Genomic DNA, 16,774 nt, shown 5'->3' with positions numbered 1-16,774 from the left:
GATTTAAGGGTATTTTTAAGAGGGCAAGCCTTATGCAACTTGAAATGCGTAAAATCCTTTCTAATGCACCTAAAAAGTTTTCTTTAGAGCATGAGGGAGTGGTTTTAGAAGGCGAGGTTGTGCGAGTAGGTGCAAAATTATTTTGCTTAAAAGCTCAACTTAAAGGCGAGCTTATGCTTACTTGCAATATGAGTGGCAAAGAGTTTAAAAAGAATATTAATGAACCTTTAGTTTTGCATATCTCAGACGGGTTGTGGGATATGCAAAGCCAAAGTTTAGTTTTTGATAATTTAGATATTATTGAATCTTTCAATGGTTTTATTGATTTGAGCGAGATTTTACGCTCTGAAGTGGAGTCCATTAAATTAGACTACCACTATATAGATTGAATATTTAAGGAGATTTTATGGCAGTACCTGATAGAAGAGTGAGTAAAACAAGAGCGGCAAAGAGACGCACGCACTATACCGTTAAGTTGGCTAAACCTATAAAAGCAAAAGATGGCACTTGGAAACTTCCTCATCATGTAAATAAATTTACTAAAGAATATTAATCAATTCCTTTTTATAAAAGGGTTTTGATAAGGAAAATTTTGAGAGGTTCTAATAAGCCTTTTAAGGATGCACAATGAAAATCGTAATAGACTTAATGGGGGCTGACCATGGAGTTCTGCCTGTTATTGAGGGGGTTTCAAGAGCCCTAGAAAATAAGAACTTTGAAGTGGTCTTGGTAGGGGATAAGAATAAGGCGACTCCTTTCATCTCTAAAAAATTAGCGAGCAAAGTTGATATGATTCATACAGAGGATTATATCAAAATGGAAGAGGCAGCCACTGAGGCGATTAAACGCAAGGAGTCCTCTATCTACTTAGCTATGGATATTTTGAAAAATGGGGCTGATGCCTTGATTTCAGCAGGGCATAGTGGGGCGACTATGGGTTTAGCCACTTTACGCTTAGGGCGTATCAAGGGGGTTGAGAGACCTGCAATCTGCACTTTAATGCCAAGTGTTGGCAAGCGTCCTAGCGTGCTATTAGATGCAGGGGCTAACACTGATTGCAAGCCTGAATATTTGATAGATTTTGCTCTTATGGGGTATGAGTATGTCAAAAGTGTTTTGAAATATGATAATCCTAAAGTGGGACTTTTAAGCAATGGCGAAGAAGATATTAAGGGTAATATGCTTGTTAAAGAGACCCATAAAGTGCTTAAAGCCTATGACTTTTTTTATGGCAATGTGGAGGGGAGTGATATTTTCAAAGGGCTTGTAGATGTCGTTGTGTGTGATGGCTTTATGGGTAATGTGGTATTAAAGACTACTGAAGGAGTCGCTAGTGCGATTGGCTCTATTTTTAAAGAAGAGATTAAGAACTCCTTTAAAGCTAAAGTAGGGGCAGGATTGTTAAAAAATGCTTTTGTTACTCTCAAGCAAAAAACAGATTATGCTGAGTATGGTGGTGCACCACTTCTAGGGGTTAATAAAAGCGTAATTATTAGCCATGGTAAGAGCAATGCTAGGGCGATTGAATGTGCTATTTATCAAGCTATTAAGGCGTTGGAGGGGAATGTTTGTGCGAGGATTGCTGAGGCGTTTGAACGCTTAAAATCAAGCAATTCTATCGCACAATGTGATGCCCAATGACTAAAAACCCATTTTTAAGGGGATTGAATGAAATTTTATGCCTCTCTTAAATCAATTGCTATGCATGCCCCAGAAAGAAAGGTGGGGAATGCGGAGTTTCAAAGCTTTTTAGATACTAGTGATGAATGGATACAAAAACGCACCGGTATTAAGGAGCGTCGTTTCGCAAAAGATGAAGAAAAAAGTAGTGATTTAGGCGTTATAGCAGCCAAGCAAGCTATAGAGCGAGCGAATTTAACCCCACAAGACATTGATTTAGTTATTGTAGCGACCTTAAGCCCCGATTTTTTGGCTATGCCATCAACCGCTTGTGTGTTGAGTGCTAAGTTGGGTATTGAAAATAAGCCCGCCTTTGATATTGTAGCGGCTTGCACGGGCTTTGTTTATTTGCTGTCTATGGCTAAGGCTTATGTTGAAAGCGGAATGCATGAAAATGTGCTGATTGTTGGGGCTGAGAAAGCTAGTAGCGTTTTAGATTTTGAAGATAGAGGAACTTGTATTTTATTTGGCGATGGAGCGGGGGCGTGTGTAATAGGTAGAACAGAGCATGTAAAAGAGAGTATTTTAGATGTGCAGATTTCAGCCAATGGGAATTTTTCTGATTATCTCTATACGCCTAGAACTTTAAAATCCACGCCTTTTAATCCTAAGCAAGAGCCTTTAGAGCCTTTTTTACACATGAAAGGGAATGAAGTATTTAAGTTAGCAGTTAAAACACTTTTAAAAGATGTGGAAATGATTTTAGAAAAAAATGCTTTAAGGTCTGAAGATGTGCGTTTGTTTATACCGCACCAAGCGAATTTGAGAATTATACAAGCTGTAAGAGAGCATTTGGATTTTAAAGATGAGCAAGTAGTCTTAACGGTGCATAAATATGGCAACACTTCAGCTGCCAGTATTCCTATGGCTATGTGCGAAGCCTATGAAGAAGGGCGTTTGAAAAAGGGCGATTTAATGCTTTTAGATGCCTTTGGTGGGGGCTTGACTTGGGGTTCAGCGTTAGTGTATTTTGGGGGAGAATAGAAGTTTGAAAGGTTTTGGTAAGATAAATCATTTTTAAAGTTATAATAACTAATCCTAAAAATAAAGGAATACTTACATGAAAAAAATCATTTTTTTAGCTTGTGTAATGGTAGGAAGTTTAATGGCACAGAGCGATTATTGTAGCGACCACTGCATGGGGACGCCAGATCAGCGCACCGCACCTATGGGGTTTTGGTTTAGTTTTGTGCATTCGGTGAATCATTATATTGAAGATCCGCAAGCTAGAGCTAAGAAACTTAAGAAATGCCAAATGGCCTTTAACTCTACGCTAAGGATTAATTACATTTCTAAGTCTTTTAGGAGAGATTGTGAAAACGCTGAAATGGCTGAAAAGCAAGCCAAGAGCGAGCAAGCAAGTGGGCAAACTGATGAGACCAATGCTAATAAAACAAGTGCTAATGCGAAAGAAAGTAAGGAATAATTGAGCCAAAGTGTGCTTAAAATCTAGTGTTTTTATTAGAGTGTGAGTAGGGATTGATGAGAGAATACTCTTTTATCCCTTATTTAAGCTAATCCAATAGTCTGTCTTATTTTAATTTTTTAATCTCAAATAGTGTTGTCTAAGGGTATAAAAGAATATTTTAATACTATTTATATTAGTCTTTTAATGGAAAAAGTTTTTGATTTATATTTTTTAGATAAAAAACTTGGTTTAAGAATTTTTGTTACCATTTGCGAATGTTTTTATTTTAAAACAAGGGGTATTTTATTATGTATGTTTTATCTGTTTTTAATAATAAGGGAGGGGTTGGTAAGACCACTTTAACTTTTCATTTAGCTCATGCATTGAGTGAAATGGGACACAAAACTTTGCTTATAGATTTGGATCCACAATGTAATTTAACAATCAGTAGCCTTTCGGAGGAAAAAATCCAAGGAATTTGGGATGAGGAAGAGGATTTTATTAGGAGTTTTGAAATAGCTGATAAGGAAAAAGAGCGTTTTAAAGAGATTGCCCGCAAAAATAGAAGTATCCATTTTTTACTACGACCCCTTGATAATGGTAAGAGTATTTTTGAATATGATGTGATACCTAAGCCTTGCTCTCTTGGTAAGAATTTAGATTTATTGCCGGGGCGTTTATCTGTTAATAAGTATGAAGATACTATTGCAGAACAACTGCCTTTTGCATTCAAGCCTGGAGGGAATTATTTGTCTATAAAAATAATCATGGAAGTTAGAAATATTTGCGAGGAGTATAGTAAAAAATATGGATACCACTATATTATTGTTGATACTTCACCTAGCTTAGGGATTTTAAATAAAGTGATTATTTCAACCGTTGATGGATTTTTTATTCCGGCTCAGCCAGATATGTTTAGTCTTTATGGTATTAAAAATATAGGCAGATCTCTTGAATTATGGCAACAAGAATTTGAAAAGCTTAGAAGTGAAAATCAGTTACGACTTGAAAAGTTTCCTAAATATTTCGTGCAATTTTTAGGCTATACAATTTATAATGCCAAAAAATATGATAATAAAAGCAAGCCTAATAAGCCAAAATTAGCTCAAGCTCACTCTTATTATGTAGATAAAATCCCTAAGTTTATTAAGCAATACATTAAGGATGCTAATAAAAAATTTAATAAAGAGGTAATTGAAAAATCAATAGGTGATATGGGTGACAATACAATTATGTATTCACATAACACCTTTCCTAGTCTATCACAAAAATATCAAGTTCCTATGTGGAAAATCCCTTCTTGTTCTCACTTGGAAGCTGAAGATGTCAATACTGTTCGTGGGGGTAATAAAGCAAAATATGAAGAACTTCAAGGCAAATACCATGCTTTTGCCAAAGAACTTATAGGGAGAGTTCAGGAACTATCAAGAAGTGATGGATTTGGTTTTGTGAACAATCCTTGCAATTTAAATGAGTAGGGTTTGATTGTTTGGTTAAAATTTCTAAACTAAGTAATTTTAACTAGGTATTGTTAGATATTGTTAGAAAATCAATTAAATTTTTAATTTTTGGTGAATCAAAGTTAAAAAGATTTTTGATGGTTTCTAAATTGTTTGTGTTGCCTAATATTTTGTGGATAGTGTCTGTTTCATTAATGTCTGCCATATGACAAGGGGTGATTGCTTTTTCTAGACAAATAGAAAGTGTGATATAAGGACATAGCCAACATTTATTGAACTTTTTTTGTTCCTTTTTCATAGGGTTATTTTGTTGTATTTTGTATTGTGTGATTTGAGTAAAAAAATCTCTATAATGTTGATAGAAATTTTTGTCTTGCATTATTTCTAGGAGCAAATGCTCTAATTCATAATACTTTTTGTTATGTTTATTGTCATCATTTTCTGGCAACAAATAAATATTAATTTTTTCAAATTCTTTATCTGTGAGGCGGTGTTTTTGTTCTCCTAATCTTTGAAGTTGTTTTTTAATTTCTTTAATTTTATCCTCTCTATTTTTGCCATCTGAATCAAAAATAATGTAAATATTGTAGTTTCTTATATATTCCTTAATGCTTTCTGATTCTTCATATAGATTGTCTTTACTATTACAATTTATAATATTTTCTTCTTGAATATCTAAATTTTTAATCTTATTTAAAAGCATTAAAAATATCTTATCGCTCTCACCTTCAACATAAATAATTTTTTTCATCAATCTCTGGTCTCCATGCCTCTAAAAAGTGCCTTATTTAACATAGAATGGCTGTATCTAATAAAATTATAATGATTATCTTCTTTATAAAGATTAAATAATGCTATATCTTTAAAATCCATAAGCAAGGGTTGCATAGCATTTGTTAGAAATTCTTTGTTATGTGTGGTTGCAAAGATTTGAATGTGAGAGTTTTTGGCTAATTTAAAAAGAGCTTTTAAAAATTCTTGCATTTTGCTATAATGTAAACCGTTTTCTATTTCATCTATAAAAAGATATTTAGTTTTTTTGCTAACAAGAATGCTTGCAATCACAAAAAACTTAACAAAACCCCATCCAAATAAATTTAAAAACCTTTTAGAACTTTTAGTCTCTTTTTTCTCATCTTTAATTTTAATAGCAACACCCTCTATGGTTTCATCACTAGAGATGACTTCAGCATCTATGATATCAGAATTAAATAGCTGTAAAATTTCAATCAATTCTTTTTCTTGATTATTTTTACGAATAGATTGTAAGATATTAGTGGGCTTAATATTTATTAATTCTATGGGGACAAAAATAGCATGTTCTTTATAAAATTTTTGCAAATTGTTTAAACTAGGACAAATTATTTGTAAATTTTTTACATCGTTCTTATAAGATAAAACCATAGGTTCACAAGTTTTATCGCATATAAAATGCAATTCTTCTTTATTGTTATTTTTGATTTCATTATCTAAACTGATTTCTTTGTTGTAATTTTTTGAAAACTTATATTCAATTGTTAAAGGGATTATTTTGTCATCAAATTCTGTAATAATGCTAATAGGTTCTAAAAAATTTTGATGATAGAACATTGACTTGAGATTATTTATAGTTGATTTCATTTGTCTAAAGTGATTAGTATGGATAGCATGCTCTATAGGAAGACTGCTTTCATTAGTGCTTGGATAACAAATACCTGTATTGATGTAAAGTGCTTCTAAGATATTGGTCTTACCCACATCATTTTTTCCGGTAAAGAAATTAATAAGTGCAAAATCTTTAATGTCAAAATCTTTAAAATTTTTATAATTTTTAATTCGCACACTTTTTATCATCATATTGCCTTTATTTTTTAACTTCTTTCCTTAATGACAATGATACTACTAGATGGCTTAATTTTTATAGAATACCTAATAGATTGCAATTTGATAGGTGTGTGGGTTTGCCCCAAATTTTGCCATCGAACAATGTATTATAAATTAGAAAAACATAGCTATCAAAAAAAGGATAGAACTAAAATAATTTATCAAGCACCTTACGACCCAATATGTAACAATAGAAAAATCTTATTAAAAACATTATAAATATAATATCACAAAATATCTTTTATCGCTTTAAAAACATAGTTAGGCATTAAAATACCTTTTTGTAAAGCTATTTTTTGGTTTTAAAAATGGATAGTAAATAGTTTATCTATGAATTACATTTAAAATCATTTTATAGATATTAAAGCTTTTTGAGATTGGAATAAAAAACTTTATAAAATTGTGTTAAAAGGAATCTTATAGTATTGTACTAATCTGTTGCTCCCCAGAAATGAGTTATTAACGCTCTCTTATTCATCTAGTCTTTTAAAAAACATTAAATAAAGTATTTTATGCTTGGCTTTAATGCCCCCTTTCTAGTTGTGTCTATGGAGATGGGTTGCAAGAAGATGCGATTAATAAATTTTTCAAAAAAGTTAAAGAAAAATTAGGAAAATCCCATGCTTAAAAGCAAGTTGATAGACAAAAAGAGAAATATGCCAATAAGAGTGCGTTCTACTTAGGGGTAGGCTATGAATTTGTTTTTGTAAGTAATGACTTGGTTGGCATTAATTCTATAGGAAGTACATCTCAAAAAAACTTCTAATTCCAATGGACTTGGTGTGGTTATGGGCTATAAATACATTTTGAAAAAAACATCAATGGTTTGGTTTTAGGGGTGGTGCATTTTATGATATTTCAGTTCCTTTTGTCGGTTTTTCTAGTATTGACAACGAAATTGATAATGCGGAGAGTAACTTGAATAGTGCTATCAATAGTATTAATAATAGTATGAATAATAGTATGAATAATAGTATGAATAATAGTATGAATAATAGTATGAATAATAGTATGAATAATAGTATGAATAATGCAGTCTCTGGTTGCACCACTAGCCAAGATACTATTAATTGCAATTATAGAGACTATAGCAGTAGTAGTAATGGTAGTATGGATTATGCTATTGGAACCCCACAAATTCACACTTATGGAGCCAATCTTGATGTGCTTTTGAATGTGGCTAATCATCAAAGAATCTTTTTTGGTTTTAGAGTTGGGATAGGGCTTGCTGGTGCGAGCTATAGCATTAGTAATAGCGGTGATTACAAAAGATATTTGAAAATATTCAATAATAGGGTGGAATAACAATGTGTGCAACATGCAATCAGTTGAAGATGGCACGGCCATGTGGTATGGAAAATCTTGGAACAAAAAACAAGCCTATTTATAACAATTCTAAAGATAAGGTTAATAACACCACTTTTCAATTTTTAGTCAATCTAGGCATGCGTTTAGGGGGCAAACACAATCATTTTGAATGGGGGGGTTAAAATTCCTACCATTTAATAACACTTATTTTGATATAGACTCTCAAGCTAACACACAAATTCAACAAGCGACGCAAGAATTAGGGGGTTTTGGTTTTAACTACGCTTTACCCTAAGTCTAGTATTGAGACGCTTTCTTGCATTCTATTTTGACTATGTTTTCAGCTTTTAAGGGGTTAACCCCCTTAATTTTAATGCAATCTTTTAGAAATCTCAGTAGCTACATCATAGCCATGGTTTAATGCGGTCGCAACGCTCGCACCATTTTTAAACAAAATATCGCCCACGATGAATAAATTAGAAATGTTAGTGCTTTCTAAATTGTCTTTAACCATAGGGATATTGGTGCTAGAATCTAGCTCCAAATCACAGCGTTTGAAAAATTCTAATGGCGTAGAACCCCCAATAGCATAAAGGAGGCGTTCAAAATTTTCGCTTGTTTTATCGGTGAAATTCACCTTAATTTGCGTGCCATCCTCTTCTAAACTTTCAATATCCACACCAAGCTTGCTTTTAAGAGTGCCATTATCAAAAACTTCTTTTAAATTCTTGGCGTTATCTTCGTTGATTCTAGCAAACTCTGTTCGGCGGTAGTTTAAGGTAGTGGGTGCCATTTTACACAATGAAATCGCATATTCTACCGCTGAGTTACCCCCACCTATTACCAAGGTTTTTTCGCCCTCTTTACAATCATTAATGGTAAAAACCACTTGCTTGGAGAGATTAACCGGAATTTTATAGCTAGTAGGGCGGTTTGGCTGACCCATTTTGCCAATGGCAATGACAACAAATTTGGCATAATACACCTCATTAGACGAAGTGGTTACTTTAAACAAATCGCCCTCTTTTTTCACGCTCTCAATATCAGTCTTATAGCTAGGGTTGATATTATGCTCTTTTAATAACTGCGTGAAATTATCCAAAGTTTCTTCTTTAAAGCTGTCTTTAAAAGGGATATGCCCTCTAAGCTCTACGACTTGTTTTTTATAGTCTTTATCCACTCTTTTACCCGCTTTATAGAACTTTTGCATCATGCCAGAATGGCTTTCTGTCTTTTCGCATAAAAGCACTTTTTTAATGCCCGCTACTTCGCATTCTACAGCACTTGCAATACCGCCTGGACCTGCACCTACAATTAACACATCTAAGACTTCTTTTTCCATTCAATATCCTTAATCATTAAAATTTAAGGCTTTTTACAAGGAGTTTTTGGTGAGTGTTTTTGGCGTTCTTGCTCCAAAATAGCCTCATTTAAATCGCTTGAGCTATCATATAGCACGCTTTCAAGCATGCGTTTTTCATCGTCAAACTGCCCACTTTTAACGCCCCATAAAAATGCCACTAATCCTACTAGCCCCATTAGCACAGAGACAACCAACATCAAGCTTAAAATTCCTGTATTCATCGTTATCATCTCTACTTCAAGTAATGGCACTAGTCTTTAGCATCTTCAGCATGCAATAAAAACCTAAGTATTATACTCAAGTTACTTCTAAAAAAAGGCAAATGACTTTTCTTTTTGGATAACATGGTGATAAAAATGAAACTTAATTAAAGGAATTTAATATGCAAGAGGCTTTACAGCATTTTCAAGAGGGGTTTGCTCATTGGGGCTATCTCATTTTATTTTTATATTCATTAGGAAGTGGGTATGTGGGGATTGTTATAGCCTCTATTTTAAGCGCTACAACTAATAGTTTGGATATTAAAACCACTATTTTAGTAGCCTTTTTGGGCAACGCAGTGGGTAGTGGGGCGTTTGTAGTGTTTGCCCGCTATCAAAAAAAAGAGTTTTTAAAATATTTTCAAAAACATCAACGCAAGCTTGCTTTAGCGAGTTTATGGGTAAAACGCTATGCGATAGCCATGATTTTTGCTAATAAGTATCTATATGGTATTAAAACCATTGTGCCTTTAGCGATTGGCTTTAGTAAGTATTCATTAAAGAAATTCATATGGCTCAACACCTTGTCTAGCTTAGTGTGGGCGTTATTAGTAGGGGGGGTTTCGTATGTGGCTAGTGATTGGGTCAAAACGCTTTATGACAAGTTTTCAGCACACTCTTCATTTTTTATTGGAGGGCTTGTTGTGGTGTTGGTTTTAATTTGTTTTTTATTGAAGCGTTATTCACGCAAAATTGGTTTTTAAGCAAGAATTTACTTCTATGTGCTAAACTACGCCCTTAGTATTCGTTAAAAAAGCGAATGCAGTATCTTTGAAATATTAAAGGATGGCACACCATGGAAAAAATTGGTATCTTTTATGGAACAGATAGCGGAAACGCTGAAACTATTGCTGAGAAAATCAGTGCAAAAATCGGCAATGCTGAAGTGATTGATGTTGCTAAGGCAAGTAAAGAGCAATTTGATGGTTTCAAAAATGTGATTTTAGTCGCTCCTACAGCAGGTGCTGGTGATTTGCAAACTGATTGGGAAGATTTCTTAGGCACTTTAGATTCAAGTGATTTTTCTAGCAAAGTTATTGGGCTTGTAGGCTTGGGCGATCAAGATACTTATAGCGAGACTTTTGCAGAAGGTATTTTTCATATTTATGAAAAAGCTAAGGCTGGTAAAGTGGTAGGTCATACTTCTACTGATGGTTATAATTTTGAGGCGTCTAAGTCTGTAGAGGGTGGCAAATTTATCGGTTTAGTAATTGATGAAGATAACCAAGATGATTTAACTGATGGGCGCATTGAAAAATGGGTAGAAGAAATCAAAGGTTCTTTCGCTTAATCTTTTTAAACTCTAAGCTTTAAGCTTAGGGTGCTATCTCTTAGACTTCCTTTTTAAATTGATGTTAGAAATAGATAATCAAACCCCCTTAGAATTTGACTTTTCGTTATTAGAAAAAATCGCAGGATTTTTAGCCCCCACTCAAATGATTGAGCTTGTGTTAGTGAGTGCTGAAAATATGCGAGAAATCAACAGAGACTTACGCTCATGCGATTATGCGACTGATGTGTTGAGCTTTCCTTTAGAGGCTATTATGCACACGCCTTTAGGGAGTGTAGTTATCAACATGGATTTAGCCAAAGAAAACGCTCAAAAACTAGGGCATGCTTTAGAAGATGAAGTCGCGCTTTTATTTATCCATGGGGTGTTGCACTTGCTAGGCTATGACCATGAAGTAGATAATGGCGAGCAACGGCAAAAAGAGAGCGAGCTAATCAAAGCGTTTGATTTGCCCTTGAGTTTGATTGAGCGAGTGCAAAATTAATTTTTTATTCTTTTGAATTTATCGCTTAAAAGAAGTTTTTAACCGCTTTAATTGAGAGTTTCTTTTAACTTTTAGGGGCGTTTAGTTCTTGTTTAGATTTGTATTCATTTGATTTTTAAATTGTTCATTTTTTAATTCTGTTTTGTACTTTACTGAATGGATAAAAGTCTTTATGTTTCGTAGTTCAAATATAGGGCAAATTTATTTTCAAAAGAAACTCCCATGCCTAAAAACTACACAATAAACGCTCTTCTTAAGAATTATACCTTGAAATTTTTTCTTGGTTTAAAGCAGTGTTTTTTATGAAACGCTGATTTCTAAGAGTGTTCCCTAAGTTTAAAAGGCTTAGAAGGTTGCTTTAAAAATGGGCTTATCCTTTGATTTTTAGAGCGTTTAGTTCGCTTATGATTGGGGGGGAGCAAGCTTTAATGTAAGTGTTTAAATGCTTCTTAAAGGCTCTAAAAATATTTTACAAAGACTTTTTGTGCTCAAAAATCAAACAAAAAACGATGGTGCGTATTTTTAAGAACGCATTTTTTTTACGCTCTCATGACAAGCCTCTATGAATGCACCCCTTACAGCACGATTTTCTAATACACTCAAACCCTCAATCGTTGTGCCTTTGGGGGTGCAGATTTGTTCTGTGATGATTTCAGGGCGTTCATGCTCTAAAAGTTTAGCAAAGCCTTTAAAAGTAGCGCTTACTAAAGACAGAGAATCTTTAGCATTCAAGCCTTCTCTCACTCCAGCATCTTTTAGAGCGCTTGCTACAAGGCTTAAAAAAGCGAGTGAGCTACCATTGGTTGCTACACTCGCATTGACTTGTTCTTCATTGGGCACATTGATAGCGATACCAAAACTTTGAATGATTTCTAAAGCATTTTGGCTGATTGTTTTATGTTCTTCAGATAGCGGACTAAAGCATTCGCAAAAAGCCGTAGAAGAAAGGGCAAACTTACTAGCGATATTAGGCATGCATTTAAGATAATGCTTAGCATAAAAGGTGTTTTGCAAGCTCTTAAAGCTCACGCCAGCAAGTGCACTGATAATGCTTTTAGCCTTTCCCTCGTAATTAAAGTCATTTAAGTTGTAGGGTTTATAGAGTAAAAAAACGAATTTATCTTGGATATCGATGGTATTAGTATGGGGTTCTGGGTGAGTAATGGTGGCATTGATATTTTTTTCTTCTAAAAAAGGAGCGATTTTTGTGGCGTTGCGTCCGGTAATCTCTAAGTGAAAATTTTGGCTCAAATTGGCATATGACCCCTCTAAAATTGCACGCATCATATTGCCATAGCCGATGAATAGTAAGGTTTCTTTTTTCATGTTGGATTTCCTTAATAGTTTATTGGTTCTATTTTTAAAGATTAGTCTTTATAAGACATTTTCAAAAAAAAAAAAAAAACAAAACCCTATAATCTCAATGATGAATTATACCAGTTTTATTAAATTGAGATTTGATTTTGGATAATACGAAAGAGATATTAAGAATTTTTGTGATAGTTAGTTTTTTTGATATTCTTCTTTGGTGCAGAAAATTAGCATGATAGTTAAAAAATTGCCTAAGGAGAGAATGGAGTGGTGGATATAATTAGAATCCATCTCAAAGTGGATTCCAATACATTGTGTAACCTCTAAGCTTTCTTAAAAAGCCATAAGAATAAAGTCTATTTGGCTAATTTTTCATGCTTTTTGCAACCTTCTTTAGAGCCTAAATCGCATGCTTTTTTGAAAAAAGCGATAGCTTGTTCATCATCTTTTGTAACACCCTTTCCTTTTTGATACATGTTTGCTAAAGTATTACAAGCATCTTTGCTACCTAAATCGCATGATTTTTTATAGAGTGCTACAGCTTGTGAATAGTCTTTAGAAACGCCTTGACCATTGGTGTATAGAACTGCTAAATTGAAACAACCAGAGCCAATTCCTAACTCACATGACTTGGTATAAAATTCAACGGTTTTAGCGAGATCTTGAGATACGAGCTGACCATTTTGATACATGTTTCCTAGAGTGTTGCAAGCACTCCCACTTTTTAAAGTGCAAGCTTTTTTATAAAGCTCTACCGCTCTTTTATCATCTTGTGGCACGCCTTGTCCGTTTTGATGCATGATAGCCAAGCTATTACAACCATTCCCACTTTCTAATTCGCATGATTTTTTATAAAGCTCAACAGCTTTTTTGTCGTTCTTAGCTACGCCTCTTCCATTGGCATACATCACACCTAAGTTATTACAGCCATTTCCATTTTTTAAATCGCAAGCATTTTTATAAAATACTACTGCTTGAGCATAGTCCTTAGCCACGCCTTGAGCGTTTTGATACATAATGCCTAAATTATTACAACCATTTCCAATGCCTAAATCACAAGCTTTTTTGTAAAGGGTTATGGCTTGTTTGTCGTCTTTAGCTACGCCCTGTGAGTTTTGATACATAGACCCTAAATTGTTGCAAGCATCTCCAATCTTTAAATCACAAGCTTTTTTATAGAGTTCGGTAGCTTGTTTATCATCTTTGGCAACACCTTGAGCGTTGGCATACATCACGCCTAAGTTATAGCAACTGCCACCAACACCTAAATCACAAGCTTTTTTATAGAGTTCAACGGCTTGCTCGTAATCTTTAGTTACACCCTGTGCGTTTTGATACATTACGCCCAAGTTATTGCATGCACTTCCATTTCCTGAATCGCATTGTTGTTTGAGCTCATCAGGGCTTTGAGCATCTGTAGTGTCTGCTACAGCAGAGCTAACACATAAGCTACCTACTACCAATGCCTTTAGTAAGGTTCTATAAGAGATAAAGTTTTTAAACATAAAAATTCCTTGATGTTAGAATCGAATATAAAAGTGAATGTAGATTATACTATAGCTTAACTTTGAGTGTGCATAAAATCAAACCTTGTTTGTATTATTAAACAAGGTGCATAGCACTTTTTGAAAAGTTTGGTAACTTTAGGGCTTAAAACTCATCATCAGCATTTAACATGGTCTCATAGCCTGCATCTTTAATTGCATTTTCAATAGCTTTGGCACTTGTCAAGCTAGAAAATTCTACAAGAACCGTCTTTTTAGAGGTGTTAATATTGATGTGGTTAATGCCATTTAACTCTCCAATATAGTTCTCTAACTTCTCTATACAACTTCTATTAGCAATTGTGGGAACAAAAAAACTTACTCTCATATACTTCCTTCTAACTAGCTTTTAATCAATAGTCTGTTTTTTTACGAGAGACTAGCCACTTCTTGTCCAGCATCTAAAAGAGCCTCTTTTATCGCCTCTGCAGTCGCTGGGGCATTAAAAGTTACATGCACGATTTTTGTAGGAATATCCACATCAATATGTTCAATCCCATCTAATTCTCCAACAAACTTTTCAATCTTATCCACACAATGCTGGCATGTAATGCTTGGCACACTAATAGTAACTTTTGAACTCATCTTAATTCTCCTTAATTTTAAAATTCCTTAGCCTTTGGGCATTTAAGACTACACTCACTGAGCTTAAACTCATCGCTAAGCTTGCAAGCATAGGATTAAGCATAATGCCTAGCTTGTAAGCTACTCCACATGCTAAGGGGATAAACACACTATTATAGCAAAAAGCCCAAAACAAATTTTCTTTAATATTCTTAATTGTTGCTTGACTTAATCTAATCGCACTATAAACAGACTTAATATCGTTGTTAAAGCTTACAATATCAGCTGCTTGCACGCTCACATCACTTCCTTTAGCCATCACGACTGCCACATCACTGAGTGCGAGACTTGGGGCATCATTCATGCCATCGCCTACCATCATCACTATTTCGCCTTGTGCTTTAAGCTCTTTGATTTTGTTAAGTTTATCTTCTGGTTTAGCGTTTCCTTTATAGCTATCTAGTCCTAGCTCTAAAGCACATTTTTTGACATTTTCTTCATTGTCTCCGCTCAAAAGCATGGTTTTAATGCCTAAATTTTTAATGCTTTTTAGATGTTCTTTAACCCCCATTTTTGGCAAGTCTTCTAAAATGAATGCGCCCAAAAATTCATCTTCATTATCATTGATTGCTTTACCTACAAAAACTAAAATGCCGGTATCTTTAATGTCTAGCGTGTTTTTAGGGTTAAAAAATTCGCTATTACCGACCTTTATAATCTCTGTAGCGCCTTTATAATCTATCCTAGCGCTAATGCCAAAGCCTGTAGTAACTTTAACTTCGCTAATCTCTTTTAAAGGGGCGTTATGCTCTTTGGCGTATTCTACTATGCCTTTAGCAATGACATGCTCGCTACTATTTTCAATGCTAGATGCTAGGCTCAATAAATCTTTCAAATCTGTATTGGGTGCTAAAATGACTTCTTTTACCATAGGCTTACCAATAGTGAGCGTGCCGGTTTTATCAAATACAATAGTATTGACTAGCCTTGCTTTTTCTAAACTTGGAGCGTCTTTAAAAAATAAGCCTAAAGAGCTTGCCTTTTGATTAGCCACCAAAATACTCATAGGTGTGGCTAACCCTAAAGCGCATGGGCAAGAAATCACAAGAACAGCAATAAAGACTTCTAAAGCTGTTTTAAAATCCCCCATAATCAATAGCCATGTTAAAAAAGCTAGGCTTGCAATCGCTATGACACTTGGCACAAAGACCGCAGAGACCTTATCAGCTAGGCGAGAAATTTGTGCTTTTGAATTTTGAGCGTTACTGATTAAATCCATAATTTTTGATAGCGTGCTGTCTTTATTGGATTGTGTGGCTTTGATTAAAAAGCTTGTGTTGCTATTAAGTGTGCCAGAAAAGACCTTATCGCCCACTCTTTTATAGAGTGGTAAAGGTTCGCCAGTGAGCATGCTCTCATCTAATTCCCCCTCGCCCTCAATGATTTCGCCATCTACGGGGATATGAGACCCGGGCAAGATTTTTAAAATATCGCCTACAACAATACTATCCACTAAGACTTCAACTTGTTTATTGTTTTGCATTTTAATGGCAGTCTTTGGGGCATTCTTCATTAAGGCTTGCATGGCATCTAGGGCTTTATCTTTGGAGACATTTTCAATGCGTTTACCAATCATTACAAACATTAAAATCACGCAAACGCTTTCAAAATAATAGCCCTCTATAGGCATTTTAAGATAGCTCACACGCCATAGCAAATACAAGCTATAAATGAATGCTGAACTCGTGCCTATAGCTACCAAACTATCCATGTTGGGTTGTTTGTGATAGAGGGTGCTAAAACCCTTAAAATAGAAGTTACGCCCAAAATGCATGACAATGAGAGTGCCAACAAGTTGTAAGATGCCATCTAGCATTTGGTTATCTAAAATCGCTTGAGGGACAAGGCTAGGAATAAGCATAGCCCCCATAGAAAAATACAAAACAAAAAGCGTAAAAACAATCGCTCCTATGAGCTTGACATTGGGGCTTAAAAATTCTTTTTGCGTGTTTTCTTCTAAATGGGTTTTGGGTGTGTAGCCTAGCTTATTTACAATGTTGAAAATATCTTCTAGGGTAGCTTTTTGTTCATCATAGCTAACGACTGCACTCTTTGTCATTAAATTCACGCTTATATCTTGGATAAAATCTTTGCGTTTCAAAGAGCGTTCAATCCCACTAGAACAAGCGGTGCAAGTCATGCCTTCTATGTAAAAAGTTTCTTTTTTCATTGTATAGT

General features: G+C 34.5%; 17 protein-coding genes and 3 pseudogenes. 11 read left to right on the top strand and 9 right to left on the bottom strand.

The features are described 5' to 3' along the window. The first annotated feature begins 32 nt into the window (after positions 1–32). The 6 genes and pseudogenes from C6H25_RS05920 to C6H25_RS05895 all read left to right on the top strand — a co-directional run bounded on the left by C6H25_RS05920 (position 33) and on the right by C6H25_RS05895 (position 4,566). Positions 33–389 carry a hypothetical protein gene (locus tag C6H25_RS05920; protein ID WP_104748522.1) on the top strand — a complete coding sequence of 119 codons (357 nt, stop codon included), beginning with the start codon at positions 33–35 and terminating at the stop codon, positions 387–389. Positions 390–406: 17 nt separating this feature from the next. Beyond that, the gene (rpmF, locus tag C6H25_RS05915) at positions 407–553 is read left to right on the top strand and encodes a 50S ribosomal protein L32 (RefSeq protein ID WP_104748521.1); all 147 of its coding nucleotides are present in this window, start codon (positions 407–409) and stop codon (positions 551–553) included. Between the two features lie 74 nt (positions 554–627). After that, the gene (plsX, locus tag C6H25_RS05910) at positions 628–1,641 is read left to right on the top strand and encodes a phosphate acyltransferase PlsX (RefSeq protein WP_104748520.1); all 1,014 of its coding nucleotides are present in this window, start codon (positions 628–630) and stop codon (positions 1,639–1,641) included. 27 nt (positions 1,642–1,668) lie between these two features. After that, complete coding sequence (locus C6H25_RS05905) at positions 1,669–2,664, top strand: ketoacyl-ACP synthase III (protein WP_104748519.1); 996 nt, start codon at positions 1,669–1,671, stop codon at positions 2,662–2,664. Positions 2,665–2,740: 76 nt separating this feature from the next. Then, positions 2,741–3,034: pseudogene (locus C6H25_RS05900) on the top strand (hypothetical protein); the annotation flags it as partial. Between the two features lie 362 nt (positions 3,035–3,396). Then, positions 3,397–4,566 (top strand): ParA family protein, encoded by a 1,170-nt coding sequence (locus tag C6H25_RS05895; protein WP_104748518.1) that lies wholly within the window; start codon positions 3,397–3,399, stop codon positions 4,564–4,566. A gap of 43 nt (positions 4,567–4,609) precedes the next feature. Here the strand turns inward: C6H25_RS05895 and C6H25_RS05890 are convergent, their stop codons facing one another. Together C6H25_RS05890 and C6H25_RS05885 are read right to left on the bottom strand one after the other, a co-directional pair. Beyond that, the gene (locus tag C6H25_RS05890) at positions 4,610–5,299 is read right to left on the bottom strand and encodes a DUF3226 domain-containing protein (RefSeq protein WP_324761424.1); all 690 of its coding nucleotides are present in this window, start codon (positions 5,297–5,299) and stop codon (positions 4,610–4,612) included. Further along, positions 5,299–6,381 (bottom strand): AAA family ATPase, encoded by a 1,083-nt coding sequence (locus C6H25_RS05885; RefSeq protein ID WP_104748516.1) that lies wholly within the window; start codon positions 6,379–6,381, stop codon positions 5,299–5,301. Before C6H25_RS05885 ends, C6H25_RS05890 begins: the two co-directional genes overlap by 1 nt. Before the next feature lie 855 nt (positions 6,382–7,236). Here C6H25_RS05885 and C6H25_RS05880 point away from each other — a divergent pair. Then, a pseudogene (locus tag C6H25_RS05880) lies at positions 7,237–7,716 on the top strand (outer membrane beta-barrel protein); the annotation flags it as partial. Positions 7,717–7,793: 77 nt separating this feature from the next. After that, positions 7,794–7,914 (top strand): annotated as a pseudogene (locus tag C6H25_RS08610) (outer membrane beta-barrel protein); the annotation flags it as partial. Between the two features lie 175 nt (positions 7,915–8,089). Here C6H25_RS08610 and C6H25_RS05875 read toward each other — a convergent pair. Both C6H25_RS05875 and ccoS read right to left on the bottom strand, forming a co-directional pair. Then, a complete protein-coding gene (locus C6H25_RS05875) occupies positions 8,090–9,061 on the bottom strand; it encodes an NAD(P)-binding domain-containing protein (RefSeq protein WP_104748514.1) in 972 nt (323 codons plus the stop codon). 23 nt (positions 9,062–9,084) lie between these two features. Next, on the bottom strand, positions 9,085–9,303 hold the full coding sequence (ccoS, locus tag C6H25_RS05870; protein ID WP_104748513.1) for a cbb3-type cytochrome oxidase assembly protein CcoS: 219 nt from the start codon (positions 9,301–9,303) through the stop codon (positions 9,085–9,087). Between the two features lie 161 nt (positions 9,304–9,464). Between ccoS and C6H25_RS05865 the strand changes: the two genes are divergently transcribed. From C6H25_RS05865 to ybeY, 3 genes are all read left to right on the top strand, one after another. After that, positions 9,465–10,046, top strand: coding sequence for a DedA family protein (locus C6H25_RS05865; protein WP_104748512.1), 582 nt, complete (start codon positions 9,465–9,467; stop codon positions 10,044–10,046). A gap of 92 nt (positions 10,047–10,138) precedes the next feature. Next, positions 10,139–10,633 carry a flavodoxin gene (locus C6H25_RS05860; protein ID WP_104748511.1) on the top strand — a complete coding sequence of 165 codons (495 nt, stop codon included), beginning with the start codon at positions 10,139–10,141 and terminating at the stop codon, positions 10,631–10,633. 61 nt (positions 10,634–10,694) lie between these two features. After that, positions 10,695–11,117, top strand: a complete 423-nt coding sequence (gene ybeY / locus C6H25_RS05855) for an rRNA maturation RNase YbeY (RefSeq protein WP_104748510.1) — start codon at positions 10,695–10,697, stop codon at positions 11,115–11,117. 522 nt (positions 11,118–11,639) lie between these two features. Here ybeY and proC read toward each other — a convergent pair. From proC to C6H25_RS05830, 5 genes are all read right to left on the bottom strand, one after another. Then, entirely contained in the window at positions 11,640–12,443 is an 804-nt protein-coding gene (proC, locus tag C6H25_RS05850; RefSeq protein ID WP_104748509.1) for a pyrroline-5-carboxylate reductase, read from the bottom strand. A gap of 341 nt (positions 12,444–12,784) precedes the next feature. Next, on the bottom strand, positions 12,785–13,933 hold the full coding sequence (locus C6H25_RS05845; RefSeq protein ID WP_104748508.1) for a tetratricopeptide repeat protein: 1,149 nt from the start codon (positions 13,931–13,933) through the stop codon (positions 12,785–12,787). A 145-nt stretch (positions 13,934–14,078) separates the two neighbouring features. Continuing rightward, entirely contained in the window at positions 14,079–14,300 is a 222-nt protein-coding gene (locus C6H25_RS05840; RefSeq protein WP_104748507.1) for a cation transporter, read from the bottom strand. A 41-nt stretch (positions 14,301–14,341) separates the two neighbouring features. Continuing rightward, positions 14,342–14,557: a copper-binding metallochaperone CopP gene (gene copP, locus C6H25_RS05835; protein WP_104748506.1), complete on the bottom strand. Its 216-nt coding sequence runs from the start codon at positions 14,555–14,557 to the stop codon at positions 14,342–14,344. A 1-nt stretch (position 14,558) separates the two neighbouring features. Next, positions 14,559–16,766 (bottom strand): heavy metal translocating P-type ATPase, encoded by a 2,208-nt coding sequence (locus C6H25_RS05830; RefSeq protein WP_104748505.1) that lies wholly within the window; start codon positions 16,764–16,766, stop codon positions 14,559–14,561. Between the last annotated feature and the right edge of the window lie 8 nt (positions 16,767–16,774).

The sequence above is a fragment of the Helicobacter cetorum genome (assembly GCF_900198405.1).
GTDB lineage: Bacteria > Campylobacterota > Campylobacteria > Campylobacterales > Helicobacteraceae > Helicobacter > Helicobacter cetorum_C.
Note: the sequence above shows the minus strand (reverse complement) of the source record. Positions and strands in the feature narration are given on the sequence as shown.